Raw genomic sequence first — 15,312 nt, forward strand, 5'->3', positions numbered from 1 at the left:
GGGCTGGGGGTGCGGATGCCGGGGATGCCGGTGCGGACGCCGGGGGTGCCGGTGCGGGTGCGGGCCGTCGACCGGCCCGCACCCGCTCCCGTCGGATCAGTACTGGCGCTCGGGCAGCGCCTCGACGGCCTGCTCCTGCGTGAAGGTGGTCTCCTCGGTGATGATGCGCTTCTCCACGTCCTCACCGGCGACGACCTTCTTCACGATGTCGACCAGCTGGTCGCCGAGCAGCGGGGAGCACTCGACGATGAAGTTGATCTTGCCCTCGGCCAGGGCGGTCATGCCGTCCTTCACCGCGTCCACCGTGACGATCTTGATGTCCTGCCCCGGCACCATTCCGGCGGCCTCGATGGCCTCGATCGCGCCGAGTCCCATGTCGTCGTTGTGGGCGTAGATCAGGTCGACGCCCGGGTTCGACTTGAGCAGCGCCTCGGCGACCTGCTTGCCGCCCGCGCGGGTGAAGTCGCCGGTCTGCGACGCGACGACCTGGAACTTCTCGTCCGCGCCGATGACCTCCGCGAAGCCTTCGGCGCGGTCGATGGCCGGCGCCGCCCCCGTTGTGCCCTCGAGCTGGATGATCTCCACCGGCTCGGTCTGGTCGGCGTACTCCTCGACGACCCACTGGCCGGCCTTCTTGCCCTCCTCGATGAAGTCGGAGCCGAGGAAGCTCTCGTACAGCGTCTCGTCCTCGGAGTCGACGGCGCGGTCGGTGAGCACGACGGGGATGCCGGCGTCCTTCGCCTCCTTGAGCACCGCGTCCCAGCCCGTCTCGACGACGGGGGAGAAGGCGATCACGTCGACCTGCTGCGTGATGTAGGAGCGGATCGCCTTGATCTGGTTCTCCTGCTTCTGCTGGGCGTCGGAGAACTTGAGCTCGATGCCGGCGTCCTTGAACGCCCGCTGGATGTCCTTCGTGTTCGCGGTGCGCCATCCGCTCTCCGCACCGACCTGGGCGAAGCCGACGACGATGTCGCCCGCGTCCTTCGGGCCGCTCGCGGCCTGGTCGCCGCCGCCTCCCGCGCAACCGCTGAGGGTGACCGCGAGCGCGGCGACCGCCGCGATTCCGGCGACCCGCGCCGCGTGCTTCCGTGTCGTGCCGGATCGTGCCCCGTTGACTCTTCTCATGCGAACCAAACCTCCTCGTTCAGTTGCCCGGCGGCGTCGCTGCGTGGAGCGAGAAGGCCGGGGCGGTCAGTCCGTTCTGACCATGAGCGCGATGTTAGCGTTCACAATTTGCGCGGCACAAGAGCGCGCCGGGCGCGGTTGGTAACGGTCGGATAACCACCGCCCGGGCGCTTCACGACGGATGTGAGCCTTCACACCCGGGAACCGGCGAACGGCTCCGCCCCGGCGTTCCCCCGTCGAGCTGGGCCGGGTGGCCACGGCCGGCTCGCTAGTCGTCGCTCGGCTCGACGGTGATGCCGCCGTTCACGGTCCGCGCCACGATCTCCCGGTCGGCCCGGCGATCGATGGGCACCCCCTCGGTGCGCACGTTGCCGTTCGTGGTGCGGGCGTCGACGTAGTAGTCCTCGTCCGGCGGGACGCGCACCGTGATGCCGCCGTTCGTGGTCGAGACGTCCACCGAGCGCGGAGCGTCCTGCAGCTCGACCTCGACGCCCCCGTTCGTCGTCCGCGCCGTCACCTCGGAGGAGGTCGCGTCCTCGACCTCGATCGCCCCGTTGGTCGTGCTCAGGTCGAGCCTGCCGCTGAGTTGGGTGAGCTCCAGCCCGCCGTTCGATGTGGTGACGGCGACGTCACCGCTCAGGCCCTCCGCGGTCACCTTGCCGTTCTGGCTCACCACCCGGAGGTCCGCGGATGCGGGGAGCGTCACCGTGATCCGCACCCGGCACAGGGTGAGCCAGCGCTCGGCGCAGCCGCCGCGGATCACGGTCTCGTCGCCCTCGGTGCTCACGGTCAGCGTCGGAGCCGGGCCCGTGTAGCGACCGACGGCCTCGGCACGGACCTCGTTCCCCGTGCCGGGGCGGAAGTCGAGCGCCGCGCTGGGCACCTCGACGAGCACCGACGACCCCGCCTCGGCGCTTTCCGCGAGGGCGACGGGCGTCGCGCGGAGCGCGGGGACGAGAACGCTGAGGCCCCCGACGAGCAGCGCGAGGGCGAGGAGCGGGAGCCCCACGAACAGGAGGAGCTTCGTGCCGGTCGACAGCCCTCCGCCCTGGCGGCGGGACGGCTCCGGGAACTGCGGCGATGCGGTCATGCTGTGCCTCGAATCCGATGTCTGGCCCGATGGTAGCGAGGCCTGAGCCGCCGATGCCAGGGGGCGGACCCCCGGTCCCCGTCGCACGGCGGCACCGGTCAGAATGGACACCCGGCGCGGCGGCCTCGCCTCTCGGCCGGCGCAGAGGCGGGAGCGGGCATGCCGGAGAGAAGCGCGGGGATTCTGCTGTACCGCACGGACGGGGACGGGGACGCGGCGGGGGACGGGGACGTGCAGGTCTGGCTCGGCCACATGGGCGGGCCCTTCTGGCGGCGACGCCCGCGGGCCTGGGGCATCCCGAAGGGGCTGCTGGAGCCCGGTGAGGACGAGCGCGAGGCGGCGCTCCGCGAGTTCGCGGAGGAGATCGGCGCGCCGGCGCCCCCGGCGGACTACCGACGGCTGGGAGAGTTCCGGCAGTCGTCGGGCAAGGTCGTGGTCGCCTTCGCGGGCATGACCGACTTCACCGTCGACGAGGTGCGCAGCAACACCTTCACGCTGGAGTGGCCGAGGGGATCGGGCGTGATCCGGGAGTACCCGGAGATCGACGAGGCCCGATGGTTTCCGCTCGCCGAGGCGCGGGAGGCCATCGTGTCGGGACAGCTGCCGATGCTCGCGGCGCTCGAGGCGTCACTGGCTGAGCCGTCCCGCTGAGACGCCCACCGGGTGGACGCGCCCGGCGAGGACTCGCGATGACGTCCGGGGACCCCGGACGTGCGATCATCAGGCGGTGGAACGACAGGCTTACGCGCATCTCGAACTGGACACCGACCCCGGCGTGCAGCTGATCCTTTCCGTCGCGGTCAACGGACCGACCGTGTCGGAGTCGCTCACCGCCGTCAGCGACGGCACCGAGCTCGAGATCCGCGAGACCCTGGACGAGCACGGCACCCGCCTGCACCTGGTCGACAGCCCCGGCGGCCGCGTCGTCGTCGACTACCGCGTCGAGGTGCACGGAGCGCTGCCCGGCGCGGACTGGAGCGAGCTGAACGAGATCCGCTACCTGCGGCCCAGCAGGTACTGCGAGTCCGACACCCTCGGCCCCACCGCCCGCTCGCAGTTCTCGGGCCTCGCCGGGGCCGACCTCCTCGCGGCCGTGAGCACCTGGGTGCGGGGGGAGCTGTCGTACCAGCCCCAGTTCACGTCGCCCACCGACGGCGCCGTGCGCACGCTGCTGATGCGCAGCGGCGTCTGCCGCGACTACGCCCACCTCGTGGTCGCCCTGCTCCGCGCTCTCGACGTGCCGGCCCGCCTCGTGTCCGTGTACGCCCCGGGGCTCTACCCCATGGACTTCCATGCCGTGGCCGAGGCCTACGTCGACGGCGCCTGGCAGATCGTCGACGCGACCGGCCTCGCTCCCCGCAGGAGCATGATGCGCATCGCGACCGGGCGCGACGCCGCAGACACGGCGTTCCTGACCACGCGCCGCGGCTTCGCGACCCTCGTGTCGATGGAGGTCCTCTGCGTCGTCGACGAGCTCCCGGCCGACGACGTCGCGGAGCTCGTCCGCCTGGCCTAGCGGGATTAGCCTGTCCTCGTGCCTCGTCTCGCCGTCGTGGGGAGCGCGCGCCGCTCCTTCGCGCTGCTGCGGGTGGCCTTCGCCGCCACGTACGCCCTCGCCGTCGCGATGCAGCTCGCCCACAGCATCGGCTTCTGGCAGACCCAGGAGGGCGCGGACATCCCGTTCCTGGTGCTGGGGTTCTTCAGCTACTTCACCATGCAGTCGGGCATCGCCGCGGTGGTCGTGCTCGCCGCGGGGGCCGCGTTCCTGCTGACCCGGCCGGATCCTCCGTCGTGGTTCCTCGTCGCCCGTGCGCTGATCGTCGTGTACACGGCGACGACCGCGATCGCCTACAACCTGCTGCTGCGGCCCATCGAGACCGACGACGGATCCGTCGTGCCGTGGTCCAACGAATGGCTGCATCTCTACGGGCCGATCTGCCTCGTGCTCGATTGGGTGCTCGCCCCCGACCGCCGGCCGCTCGGCTGGCGCATGCTGTGGATCGCCGTGGCGATACCGCTGGCCTGGGCCGCGTACACGTTCGCGCGCGGCCCGATCGCGCTCGACACCCGCACGGACACGAACTGGTACCCCTATCCGTTCCTGAACCCGGACACCTCGCCCGGCGGGTACGGCACGACGTCCCTCTACGTCGTCGCGATCTCCGCGCTCATCACCTCGCTGTCCGCGCTCGTCATCCTCAGCTCGCGCCGACGGCGTTCGCGCACGACGAACGACGACGTTCGGCCGCGCCTCCCCGGGAATGTCGGCGGGCGGACCTAACCTGTGGGCATGAACGAGGACCTGTGCCGCGAGTGCGGCGACACGAACACGAACGGCGACAGCTGGGACGGCCTGTGCGGCCGCTGCGCGGACCACGCCACGTGCGCGGACTGCAGCGGCGACCTCGACATCGAGCGTGACGCGGACCACCCGCTCTGCGCCGACTGCCGCCCGCTCGTCGCCATGGCGGCCTAGCTAGCGGAGTACGGCCTAGCTAGCGGAGTACTACGGGGAGACGCCCCCGGGGTTGACCGCCGTGTAGTCGTCCCCGCCCGCCGTCACCGGGCCGCCCATTGTGTGGGCGTCGCCCGAGGTCTCCTCGTTCTCGTCCCCGTTGCGGCTGGTGTCGTCGGCGACCGCGCCCTGAGCCGCGGCCTCGATCGAGTCGATGGGAACGCCTTCGCCGTGGTGGTCGTTGACCTTGCCCTCGCCGCGGCTTCCCGAACTCATGCTGTCGTCGTGGCCCATGGGCTGCTCCCTGTCGTCGTCGTCATCGGCGCTGACGCACCGCATCCCTCCATGCTAGGCAGGCCCCGCGGCGCGTGAGTCGGCGTGGCCGGGTCCCGGTGGCGAACCGGTCCTTCGGGCGCTAGGCGGGGTTCGGGATGCGGTCGTAGGTGACCCAGTGAGTGGCGTGAGCGAGACCGTCGTACAGGCGACGCGCCTGCACGTTGTCCTCCGCGGTGATCCACCGGACGACGCTTCGGCCGTCCCTCCGTGCCACCGCGGTGACCTCGTCGACGAGGGCCCTGCCCACTCCGGTGCCGCGCACGTCCGGGGAGGCGAAGAGGTCGTCGAGGTAGAGCCCCACCGTTCCTGTCGAGGGCCGGGAGAACGGCCGGTAGTGGGCGAAGCCGACCACCCTTCCCTCCACCTCTGCCACGAATGCGTTGACCTCATGATCCTGGTCGACGAGCCAACCCCAGACGCGATCGACCACATGCGGGTCGGGGGGGAGGCGGTAGAAGTCCCGGTACGCGCGGAAGAGAGCCGACCACTCCTCGACGTCATCGTCCGAGACAGGCCGGACGGTCACGTCGGTCACTGCGCGGCCCCTTCTCGTTCAGCATCCAGCGCGGGTGGGACGTCGAGGCGGGGCACTCGTTCACGATAACGGTGGACCGGCTCCGGACGCCTCCGGACCCGCCCGGAGATTTCCGGGAGCCGGAATAGCGCCTCGGGGGAGCGGGTTGGCCAGGGGGTGCCGCCACGCAGGTGGCGCACAAGCGAATGTTGAAAGGCTGCCTTCATGGATCTGTTCTCACCCGTCTCCCTCGGGGACCTGCACCTGCCCAACCGCGTCGTGATGGCGCCCCTCACCCGCCTGCGCTCCAGCGCCGACGGCGTGCCGGGCGACCTCGTGGCCGAGCACTACGCGCAGCGCGCGAGCCTTGGGCTCATCATCAGCGAGGGCACGTTCCCGAGCGCGGAGTCGCGCGCGTACCCCGGGCAGCCCGGCATCGTCACGGACGCCCAGGTCGAGGGCTGGCGTCGTGTGGCCGAAGCCGTGCACGCGCGCGGTGGCCGCATCGTCATGCAGATCATGAACGGCGGGCGGGTCTCGCACACCGAGATCACCGGCACCGACCGCATCGTCGCGCCGAGCGCCATCGCCATCGAGGGCGAGGCGCACACCCCCAGCGGCAAGGTGCCCTTCCCGGTGCCGCACGCCCTCACGACCGAGGAGCTGGCGACGGTGCGCGACGAGTTCGTCGTCGCCGCGAAGCGCGCCGTCAACGAGGCCGGCCTCGACGGCGTCGAGGTGCACGGCGCGAACGGCTACCTGCTGCACGAGTTCCTGTCGCCCGTGTCGAACCAGCGCGAGGACGCGTACGGCGGATCGCCGGAGAACCGCGCGCGCTTCGTGGTCGAGGTGACCCGCGCGGTGGCGGAGGCCGTCGGCGCCGGGCGCGTGGGCATCCGTCTCTCGCCCATGCACAACATCCAGGACGTGGTCGAGACCGACATCGACGACGTGAAGGCGACCTACGACGCCCTCGTCGACGGCATCGCCCCGCTGGGCCTGGCCTACCTGAGCATCCTGCACAGCAACCCCACCGGTGAGCTCGTGCAGGACCTGCGCACCCGCTTCGGCGGTCCGCTCGTGATCAACAGTGGATTCGGCCGGGTCACCTCGCGGGACGAGGCCGTGACGCTCATCGAGCAGTCCCACGCGGATGCGGTCGCGGTCGGCCGTGCCGCCATCGCCAACCCCGACCTCGTCGAGCGCTGGCAGGGCGAGCACCCCGAGAACGAGCCGAACCCGGCGACGTTCTACGCGGAGGGCGCCGAGGGCTACACGGACTACCCGCGCCTCACGGCGTAGCGCCCCCGCGCGCCCCCGCGTTTCTCACCTGAGGTGCCCGGTTCGGCTCTTCCTTCCCGCGAAGGAGAGCCGAATCGGGCACCTCACGCGTTGGTGGCGGTGTGCCCGGCCCCGGAGTGGACCGTGGCGTCGGGGCCCGGGAAGACCAGCGACGTGTGCTCGTCCCCGGACCAGCGCACCATGTAGGGCGGCGAGCCGTCCGGGCCGTGGACCTCGACGATGGTCCCGTCGCGTGCGCCTCCCTCGTGGGGACTGCGGACGACGATCAGGTCTCCGATGGCAGCGTGCATGATCGGCTTCTCCCTCCATTGGGCAAGCGCTCGCTTGTCTCGCGTACCGGTATTGTCGCGCGGCGGACGCCCGAGGGGTAGAGCGGCGGGAGCCTGCCGTGAGGTCGCAGCGCGGAGCGCGGAGCGCGGGGCGCGGCTAGCCGGCCGCGGGCTCCGGCGCGACGTCGGACGACGGCTCCGTCGCGTGCCGGCGCCTCGGCATCGCGAGCGCCGCGCCGACGACGATGACGGCGGTGATCGCGACGGCGAGGAACACGCTGCCGGACGCGGCCTCCACGACGGCGGGGGAGTCCTCGCCGGACGGCGTCGCCGCGAAGATGGCGTTCGCGATGGCGCCGTAGATGGCCACGCCGACCGCGCTGCCGATGGAGCGGGAGAACAGGTTCGCGCCGGTGACGACGCCGCGCTCGTTCCACTCGACGCTGGCCTGGGCGGCGATGAGGCTCGGGGTCGCGACCAGCCCGAGGCCGAGGCCCACCAGGAAGCAGCTGAGCGACACGACGACGAGGCCCGGCGTCGAGGCGAACGTCGCGAGCACGATCGTGCCCGCCACCACGAGCGCGGTGCCGATCAGCACCGTGCTGCGGAACCCGATGCGCAGGTAGAGGCGCCCGGAGAGGGACGCCGAGATCGGCCAGCCGATCGTGAGCATCGCGAGGGCGAGGCCGGCCACGAGGGGGGTCGTGCCGAGCGAGCCCTCGAGGTAGGTGGGCACGTAGGACGTCAGCCCGATCAGCACGGCACCGACGCCGAGCGACACGAACGCGGTGGTGAGCAGGAGCCGGCGCGAGAACACCCAGAGGGGGAGCACGGGCTCCTCGGCGCGGCGCTCCGCGAACAGGAACGCGACGAGCAGCACGGCGCCGAGTGCGAAGGCCCCGATGCTCTGCCAGGAGTCCCAGGCCCACGCCTGGCCGCCCTCGAGCACCGCGAGGATGAGCAGGCTCAGCGAGACGGTGAGCAGGGCGGCGCCGAGGTAGTCGACCCGGTGCCTGCGGTGCTCGATGTCCTCGTGGAACACCCGCACGAGCAGCACCATGGCGAGGATGCAGAGCGGCACGTTCACGAAGAAGATCCAGCGCCAGGACAGGAACTGGGAGAACAGTCCGCCGAGGGTCGGGCCGACCACGGACGAGATGGCCCAGACGCTCGCCAGGTAGCCCTGCGTCTTCGCGCGCTCGGCGACGGTGTAGATGTCCCCGGCGATCGTGATGGCCATGGGCTGCACGGCGCCGGCGCCGAGGCCCTGCACGACGCGGAAGGCGATGAGGGCGGGCATGCTCCAGGCGAGGCCGCACAGCACGGAGCCCAGCAGGAAGAGGCCGACCCCGATGAGGATGATCGGTTTCCGCCCGACCACGTCGGAGAGCTTCGCGTAAATCGGCACGGATACGGCCTGGGCGAGGAGGTAGATCGAGAAGAGCCAGGGGAACTGGGAGAAGCCGCCGATGTCCTTGACGATGGACGGCACCGCGGTCGCGAGGATCGTGGCGTCGATGGCCACGAGCCCGGTGGTCACCATCAGGGCGATGAGGATGGGGCCGCGCTCCGAGCGGAAGCCGACGTTCAGGGTGTCGCTGCTCACTGATGTCCTCACGTGCGGTGTGCCGGCCGGGGTCGGGGTGGATGCCTGCGGCCGACGAGAGGCGCCCTGCCGCCGACCACAGAAAGATGCAATGTCTGCACGGTTCGGGCTATTCCCGCCCGGGGTCAGTCCAGCGGCACGCCTTTCAGCTCGGGCAGGGCGAGGGCGCCGAGCGCGGCGACCACGAACACCGCCGAGAACACGACGAACAGCACAGGCGCGCCGCCGAACGCCAGCAGCGGTGGCACGGCGAGCGGGGCGACGATCGAGGCGATGCGGCCGACGCCCGCCGCCCAGCCGGCGCCCGTGCCGCGCAGGGCCGTCGGGTACAGCTCCGGGGTGACGGCGTAGAGCGCGCCCCAGGCGCCGAGGTTGAAGAAGGAGAGCAACATCCCGAACGCGATGATCTGCGCCTCCGAGCCACTCACGGCCCCGAAGCCGAAAAGCGCGGCGGACACGGCGGACCCGGCGAGGAAGGTCGCGAGCGTGACCCGCCGCCCCCACTTCTCCACGAGGTAGGCGGAGGCGAGGTAGCCGGGCAGCTGGGCGAGCGTGATGATCAGCGTGTACTCGAAGGAGCGCACGAGCGGGAAGCCCGCGGCCACGAGCAGGCTCGGCAGCCAGATGAACGCGCCGTAGTAGGAGAAGTTGACCGCGAACCAGACGAGCCAGATGGCGCGCGTGCGGCGGCGGAGGCTCGGCGCGAACAGGTCGGCGACACGGGTGCGCACCGCGTCGGCGGCGGGGTCCGCGGGCACGGGGAGCGCCGACCCGTGTGCCGCGGCGGGCGCCGCCACGGCAGGCCCCGTCCCGGCGGCCCGCTGCGCGATGGCCGCGCCGGATGGATCCTTCGCCCGCGCGGCGTCCTCGAACACGCGCACGACCCGCTCCGCCTCGTCGTGCCTGCCCTTCGACTCGAGGAACCGCACCGACTCCGGCAGGCGCAGCCGCACGATCACCGCCCACACGGCGGGGACCGCCCCGATGAGGAGCGCCCAGCGCCAGCCGTCCGGGCTCGCGGGGATCACCAGGTAGCCAATGACCGCGGCGCCGATCCAGCCCACCGCCCAGAACGCCTCGAGGAGCACGACGATGCGGCCGCGGATGCGCGCGGGCGCGAACTCGCTGACGAGGGTCGAGGCGACGGGCAGCTCGGCTCCCAGGCCGAGACCCACGACGAAGCGGAGCACGAGCAGGACGCCGACCGACCAGGACAGCGCGGACAGGCCGGTGGCGAGCCCGTAGACGAGCAGGGTAAGGGCGAAGACGTTGCGGCGGCCGATGCGGTCGGCCAGCAGACCGCCGACCGCGGCGCCGACGGCCATGCCGGCGAAACCGGCCGACGCGACCCAGGAGAGCGCCGCGGCGTCGGCGCTCCAGGTGACGGCGAGCTGAGCGATGACGAAGGAGATGAGCCCGACGTCGAGGGCGTCGAGCGCCCAGCCGATGCCGGATCCGGTGAGGAGCGTGCCATGCCGGCGGGTGAAAGGCAGTCGGTCGAGCCGCGCCGAGCGGCTCTCGCTGATCACGGGGGAGGACATCGGGTCAGTCTCCCATTCCCGGGCGTCCCGCGCTCCTACACTGGCGGCAGCGGTGTCGACGCCGATGCCGACCACCATCCCGTCACCGACGAAGGGGACCCGCGATGTCTCTCGGCACCCGGCTCGACGCGCTCCGGCGCCCGGACACCAGCGAGGACGACTGGGCGGGCTTCCTGCTCAGGGCGGAGGCCGAGCTGCCCCGGCTCACGGGTCTGTTCCGGGACATCTACGGCGACGGGCCGGAGGCGGGGCGTGAGCTTGAGCTGCTGCTCGACGACGCGGCCGTGTCCTGGCAGGACCGTCCCGCCGAGCTGCGGGCCCTGGACGCGGACCGCGCGGAGCAGCCCGACTGGTTCCAGTCGAACCGCATGCTGGGCGGCGTCTGCTACGTCGACCTGTACGCGGGCGACCTGGAGCGGCTGCGGGCGCGCATCCCCTACTTCCGCGAGCTGGGGCTCACCTACCTGCACCTCATGCCCCTGTTCCTGGCGCCCGAGGAGAACTCCGACGGCGGCTACGCGGTGTCGAGCTACCGCGACGTGAATCCCGCCCTCGGCACCATGGCCGACCTGCGGCGGCTCGCCGGGGAGCTGCGGGAGAGCGGCATCTCCCTCGTCGTCGACTTCATCTTCAACCACACCTCGAACGAGCACGAGTGGGCGCGACGGGCGCGGGCGGGGGACCCGGAGTTCGAGGGCTTCTACTGGATCTTCCCCGACCGGGAGGGGCCGGACGCGTACGAGCGCACGGTGCGCGAGATCTTCCCCGACGACCACCCGGGCTCTTTCGTGCAGCTCGACGACGGGCGCTGGGTCTGGGCGACGTTCCACTCCTTCCAGTGGGACCTCAACTACCGCAACCCCGCCGTCTTCCGCGCCATGGCGCGGGAGATGCTGTTCCTCGCCAACCAGGGCGTCGACGTGCTGCGCATGGACGCCGTCGCATTCATCTGGAAGGAGCTCGGCACGACCTGCGAGAGCCTGCCCCAGGCGCACTGGCTCCTGCAGGCGTTCAACGCGGTGTGCCGCATCGCGGCGCCGTCCCTGCTGTTCAAGTCCGAGGCCATCGTGCATCCGGACGAGGTGATCCAGTACATAGATCCGCACGAGTGCCAGCTGAGCTACAACCCGCTGCAGATGGCGCTGATCTGGAGCTCGCTCGCGACCCGCGACGTCGGGCTGCTGTCGCAGGCCCTCGAGCGGCGGCACGCGCTGCCCGAGGGCACCGCCTGGGTGAACTACGTGCGCAGCCACGACGACATCGGCTGGACCTTCGCGGACGAGGACGCGGCGGAGCTCGGCCTCGACGGGCACGCGCATCGACGCTTCCTCAACAGCTTCTTCGTCAACCGCTTCCCCGGGAGCTACGCCCGCGGGGTGCCGTTCCAGGACAACCCGCGCACGGGGGACTGCCGCATCTCGGGTACGACGGCCTCGCTCGCCGGGCTCGAGGCGGGCGACGACGGCGCCATCGGCCGCATCCTGCTCGCGCACTCGATCGCGCTCAGCACCGGAGGCGTTCCGCTGCTCTACCTCGGCGACGAGGTGGGGCAGCTCAACGACTACGGCTACCTCGACGTGCCCGGGCACGCCGAGGACAGCCGGTGGGTGGGCCGGCCCCCGTACCCCGCCGACCGGTACGCCCAGCGCGAGGATCCCTCGACGGATGCGGGAGCGGTCTTCCAGGGGCTGCGAGCGCTCATCGCGGCGCGGGCCGCAACCCCGGAGTTCGCCGGCGGGCGGCTGGTGCCGTTCGCCACGAACAACCGGCACGTGCTCGGCTACCAGCGGCCGGGCGACGCCGGCACCGCGATCGTCGTATTCGCCAACTTCGCCGACGACCCGCAGACGGTCGCGCCCCGCACGCTGTCCGGGCTGCCGGCCAGCGCCGTGGACATCCTGGCCGGCGGGACGCCCGTCGACCTGTCCGGCGGGCTCGTCCTGCCCGCGCACACCTTCCGGTGGCTGCGGGTCCGCGCGGGGTAGCGCGGACCCGCAGCGTCAACGGGATCCGCTGCCGTCAACGGGACCCGCTGCCGTCAGTGGGACGGGGTGTCGCGGCGCCCGTCGAGCCCGGGGCGCTCGGGTACGACCGGGAACGGCCCCGTGTAGCCCTCGCGCTCCTTGGCGATGGCCGCGATCCGGTCGCGGGACGCGAACCAGCCGAGGATCAGCAGCGGGATGATGATGGCCAGCGAGCCGATGGTCAGCGTGCCGACCGGGTAGTCGATGGCCATGAGCAGCAGCACGACGACCAGGAACGCGAGCGTCAGGTACGAGGTGAAGGGCGCCCCGAACAGCCGGAACGACGGCCGCTCGGCCTTCCCCTCCTTGACCCACCGCAGCAGCTTCATCTGGCAGAGGATGATGGTGCCCCAGCCGGCCACGATGCCGAGCGCCGACACGTTGAGCACGATCTCGAAGGCCTGCTCCGGCACCACCGCGTTGAGCGCGACGCCCAGCAGCGTGATGGCGGCCGTCAGCAGGATGCCGCCGTAGGGGACGCCGTGCGAGCTCATTCGGCCCGTGAAGGCGGGGGCCCCGCCGGCGGCGGACATGGACCGCAGGATGCGCCCGGTGGAGTACAGGCCCGCGTTCAGGCTGGACAGCGCCGCCGTGAGCACCACGAGGTTCATGATGTTGCCGGCGATCGCGCCGACCGCGGGGGAGCCGATGCTCGAGAAGAACGTGACGAACGGGCTCTCGCCCGCCTTGTAGGCCGTGTAGGGCAGGAGCAGCGAGAGCAGCAGCACCGACCCGACGTAGAACACGGCGATGCGGATGATGACTGTGTTCACGGCGCGCGGCATGATGCGCTTCGGGTCCGCGGTCTCGCCCGCGGCGGTGCCGACGAGCTCGATCGCCGCGTAGGCGAACACGACGCCCTGCACCACCAGGACGGTGGGGATGAGGCCGTTCGGGAAGAAGCCGCCGTTGTCGGCGAGGATCGAGATGCCGGTGTTGCCGTCCCCGAACTGGGTCGGGAACGAGAAGGCGAGGAACACGGTACCGATGATGAGGAAGGCCACGAGGGCCAGCACCTTGATGATCGCGAACCAGAACTCCATCTCGCCGAACACCTTCACCGAGACGAGGTTCAGGGCGAGCACGACCGCGAGCGCGATGAGCGCGAGGATCCACTGCGGCACGTCGGTGAAGGCGTCCCAGAACTTCACGTACAGGGCGACGGCGGTGACGTCGACGATCGCGGTCATGGCCCAGTTGAGGAAGTACATCCAGCCGGCAACGAATGCCGCCTTCTCGCCGTAGAACTCGCGGGCGTAGGAGACGAAGGAGCCGGACGACGGGCGGTGCAGCACGAGCTCGCCCAGGGCGCGCAGGATGAGGAACGCGAAGAATCCGCAGACGGCGTAGACGAACACGAGGGACGGGCCGGCCGACGCGAGCCGGCCGCCCGCGCCGAGGAACAGGCCGGTGCCGATGGCGCCGCCGATGGCGATCATCTGCAGCTGTCTCGGCTTGAGGGTCTTGTGGTAGCCCTCCTGCTCGTGGGAGAAGTCCTGCGCCGCCATCATGGCGTCGCCGGTCAGCTCCCTCTCGTTCTCGAGCTCCTGTCCCGGGTCGTGGTCCTCGTGCCCCGGAGGGTTGTGCAGTTCCGTCATGATCTGGTCCCCGAATTCGGATCGTCGTGAAGTGTGGCAGAGGTGGTGCAGATACTAGGCCTGTGCGCGCGCCCCCGTCGCGGGGGCGAAAGGGAGAATTTACGGCGCCGAAACGTGCCCGGTCCAATCCGGAATCGCCGGGCCCGGATACTGGGACGCATGAGCTCGCCACAAGCAGGCTTCGTATCGACACCGCAACCCGTCACGGTATCGATCACTCGAAGCGTCGACCCCTCCCGCCTTCCCGAGGTCACCCGATGGGTGCAGGCGGGGGTGAACCTCGCGAACACCTGGCCCGGCTTCCTCGGCTCGGGCTGGGTTCGGTCGGCCGCGGACTCGACCGACTGGCACATGCTGTACCGCTTCGCGGACGCGGACACGCTCGACGCGTGGCAGAACTCGCCGGAGCGCACGCGCTGGCTCGAGGGCGGCCGTGGTCTCGTCGAGGAGCGGCGCGTGCACCGAGTGACGGGGATCGAGGGCTGGTTCGACGCCCCGGTGAGCACGAAGGATCTCGATGGTGCGGGTGTTGCGGGTGCCGGGGGTGCGGGTGCCCGCGGTGGTGGCGGTGCGGGTGGTGCCGGCGATGCGGTGGCGGAGGTGCCGCGGACGGCCCCGCCGCGCTGGAAGCAGGCGGTGAGCATCTGGCTGGGCTTCTTCCCGGTCAACCTCGCGTTCACGCTGCTGGTCACGACCGTCGTGCCGGGCTGGAACGACCTGCCGACGGCCCTCAAGGTGCTGCTGACCACGACCGCGCTGACGCCGCTGATGACCTACTGGATCCTCCCGTTCGTCACGGCCCGCCTGAAGAACTGGCTCGCGGCCCCGCCTCGCCGCATCCGTTGAGAAAACGCGCGCCCGGAGCGCGTTCCACGGTCGAAGGGACGCCTCCCACCGCGGAATAGGTCGACCACGGTCCCTGAGCTTGTCCAAGGGACGCACGCTTCCCTCTATCGGGCCCGCCGAAGTTCTCCACAGGGTCAAAAGTTCTTCATCGAAGAAACCTTCGATGTGGTAGAATGTGTGCTATGGCAACCCCGGCGACGACGCTCCTCCGCACGGCGCACACGGTCGCGCGCCTGGGCGACTCTGCCGCCGCATTCACGCTCCTGCCCAAGCAGGACCTTCTGAACGCGCTGCACGCTATCGCCGACCTGCGCCAGTCCTGCGACACCTTCTCCGCCTGGATCGCGGGCGAGCTGAACCGCCGCTCCAGCACCGACCTCGGCTCCGCCGGCCTCGCGCAAGAGGAGGGCTACCGCACCCCGCAGGCGATGGTGGAGGTGGTCACCGGCACCACGAAGGGTGGGGCGGTGTCGATCGTGGAGGTGGGCAAGATGCTCGCCGAGACCGATGCGGTCGAGACCCTACAGCGCGAGCACCCCGAACTCCCCGCGCCGCAGATTCCCTGGCACGCGCCGATCGCGCGCGCTGTCACCGACGGGAAGGTGT

At 71.1% G+C, this 15,312-nt stretch carries 16 protein-coding genes; 8 read left to right on the top strand and 8 right to left on the bottom strand.

All coding sequences use genetic code 11. The features are described 5' to 3' along the window. Positions 1-96 precede the first annotated feature (96 nt). Both DAI20_RS16660 and DAI20_RS16665 read right to left on the bottom strand, forming a co-directional pair. Positions 97-1,125: an ABC transporter substrate-binding protein gene (locus DAI20_RS16660; protein ID WP_108252839.1), complete on the bottom strand. Its 1,029-nt coding sequence runs from the start codon at positions 1,123-1,125 to the stop codon at positions 97-99. Between the two features lie 268 nt (positions 1,126-1,393). Then, the gene (locus DAI20_RS16665; RefSeq protein WP_108252840.1) at positions 1,394-2,215 is read right to left on the bottom strand and encodes a DUF4097 family beta strand repeat-containing protein; all 822 of its coding nucleotides are present in this window, start codon (positions 2,213-2,215) and stop codon (positions 1,394-1,396) included. A gap of 159 nt (positions 2,216-2,374) precedes the next feature. Between DAI20_RS16665 and DAI20_RS16670 the strand changes: the two genes are divergently transcribed. The 4 genes from DAI20_RS16670 (at position 2,375) to DAI20_RS16685 (ending at position 4,691) form a co-directional block, all read left to right on the top strand. Then, positions 2,375-2,866 carry an NUDIX hydrolase gene (locus DAI20_RS16670; protein ID WP_108252841.1) on the top strand — a complete coding sequence of 164 codons (492 nt, stop codon included), beginning with the start codon at positions 2,375-2,377 and terminating at the stop codon, positions 2,864-2,866. Positions 2,867-2,942: 76 nt separating this feature from the next. Next, positions 2,943-3,731, top strand: coding sequence for a transglutaminase-like domain-containing protein (locus DAI20_RS16675; protein ID WP_108252842.1), 789 nt, complete (start codon positions 2,943-2,945; stop codon positions 3,729-3,731). Positions 3,732-3,749: 18 nt separating this feature from the next. After that, positions 3,750-4,496, top strand: coding sequence for a Pr6Pr family membrane protein (locus DAI20_RS16680; protein ID WP_240606134.1), 747 nt, complete (start codon positions 3,750-3,752; stop codon positions 4,494-4,496). A 9-nt stretch (positions 4,497-4,505) separates the two neighbouring features. After that, positions 4,506-4,691, top strand: a complete 186-nt coding sequence (locus DAI20_RS16685) for a hypothetical protein (protein ID WP_159085117.1) — start codon at positions 4,506-4,508, stop codon at positions 4,689-4,691. Positions 4,692-4,721: 30 nt separating this feature from the next. On the opposite strand, the gene DAI20_RS16690 is transcribed toward DAI20_RS16685, so the two are convergent. After that, a complete protein-coding gene (locus DAI20_RS16690; protein ID WP_108252845.1) occupies positions 4,722-5,009 on the bottom strand; it encodes a hypothetical protein in 288 nt (95 codons plus the stop codon). Between the two features lie 76 nt (positions 5,010-5,085). Then, positions 5,086-5,541 carry a GNAT family N-acetyltransferase gene (locus DAI20_RS16695; protein WP_108252846.1) on the bottom strand — a complete coding sequence of 152 codons (456 nt, stop codon included), beginning with the start codon at positions 5,539-5,541 and terminating at the stop codon, positions 5,086-5,088. Between the two features lie 204 nt (positions 5,542-5,745). Between DAI20_RS16695 and DAI20_RS16700 the strand changes: the two genes are divergently transcribed. Next, the gene (locus DAI20_RS16700) at positions 5,746-6,822 is read left to right on the top strand and encodes an alkene reductase (protein WP_108252847.1); all 1,077 of its coding nucleotides are present in this window, start codon (positions 5,746-5,748) and stop codon (positions 6,820-6,822) included. 83 nt (positions 6,823-6,905) lie between these two features. Here DAI20_RS16700 and DAI20_RS16705 read toward each other — a convergent pair whose 3' ends face one another. The 3 genes from DAI20_RS16705 to DAI20_RS16715 form a co-directional block, all read right to left on the bottom strand. Beyond that, complete coding sequence (locus tag DAI20_RS16705; RefSeq protein ID WP_108252848.1) at positions 6,906-7,112, bottom strand: DUF1918 domain-containing protein; 207 nt, start codon at positions 7,110-7,112, stop codon at positions 6,906-6,908. Between the two features lie 136 nt (positions 7,113-7,248). Further along, entirely contained in the window at positions 7,249-8,634 is a 1,386-nt protein-coding gene (locus tag DAI20_RS16710; protein ID WP_108252869.1) for an MDR family MFS transporter, read from the bottom strand. A 188-nt stretch (positions 8,635-8,822) separates the two neighbouring features. Further along, a complete protein-coding gene (locus DAI20_RS16715; protein ID WP_108252849.1) occupies positions 8,823-10,238 on the bottom strand; it encodes an MFS transporter in 1,416 nt (471 codons plus the stop codon). A 104-nt stretch (positions 10,239-10,342) separates the two neighbouring features. Here DAI20_RS16715 and DAI20_RS16720 point away from each other — a divergent pair, with 104 nt between their 5' ends. Next, complete coding sequence (locus tag DAI20_RS16720; RefSeq protein WP_108252850.1) at positions 10,343-12,223, top strand: amylosucrase; 1,881 nt, start codon at positions 10,343-10,345, stop codon at positions 12,221-12,223. 53 nt (positions 12,224-12,276) lie between these two features. Here DAI20_RS16720 and DAI20_RS16725 read toward each other — a convergent pair whose 3' ends face one another. After that, positions 12,277-13,773 carry an amino acid permease gene (locus DAI20_RS16725; RefSeq protein WP_240606139.1) on the bottom strand — a complete coding sequence of 499 codons (1,497 nt, stop codon included), beginning with the start codon at positions 13,771-13,773 and terminating at the stop codon, positions 12,277-12,279. A gap of 246 nt (positions 13,774-14,019) precedes the next feature. Between DAI20_RS16725 and DAI20_RS16730 the strand changes: the two genes are divergently transcribed. Both DAI20_RS16730 and DAI20_RS16735 read left to right on the top strand, forming a co-directional pair. Further along, complete coding sequence (locus tag DAI20_RS16730) at positions 14,020-14,706, top strand: antibiotic biosynthesis monooxygenase (protein ID WP_108252852.1); 687 nt, start codon at positions 14,020-14,022, stop codon at positions 14,704-14,706. Positions 14,707-14,888: 182 nt separating this feature from the next. Further along, the coding region (locus DAI20_RS16735) for a hypothetical protein (protein ID WP_159085118.1) at positions 14,889-15,312 on the top strand (424 nt) is incomplete at its 3' end.

The organism is Planctomonas deserti (genome assembly GCF_003067705.1).
GTDB classification, from domain to species: Bacteria; Actinomycetota; Actinomycetes; order Actinomycetales; family Microbacteriaceae; genus Planctomonas; species Planctomonas deserti.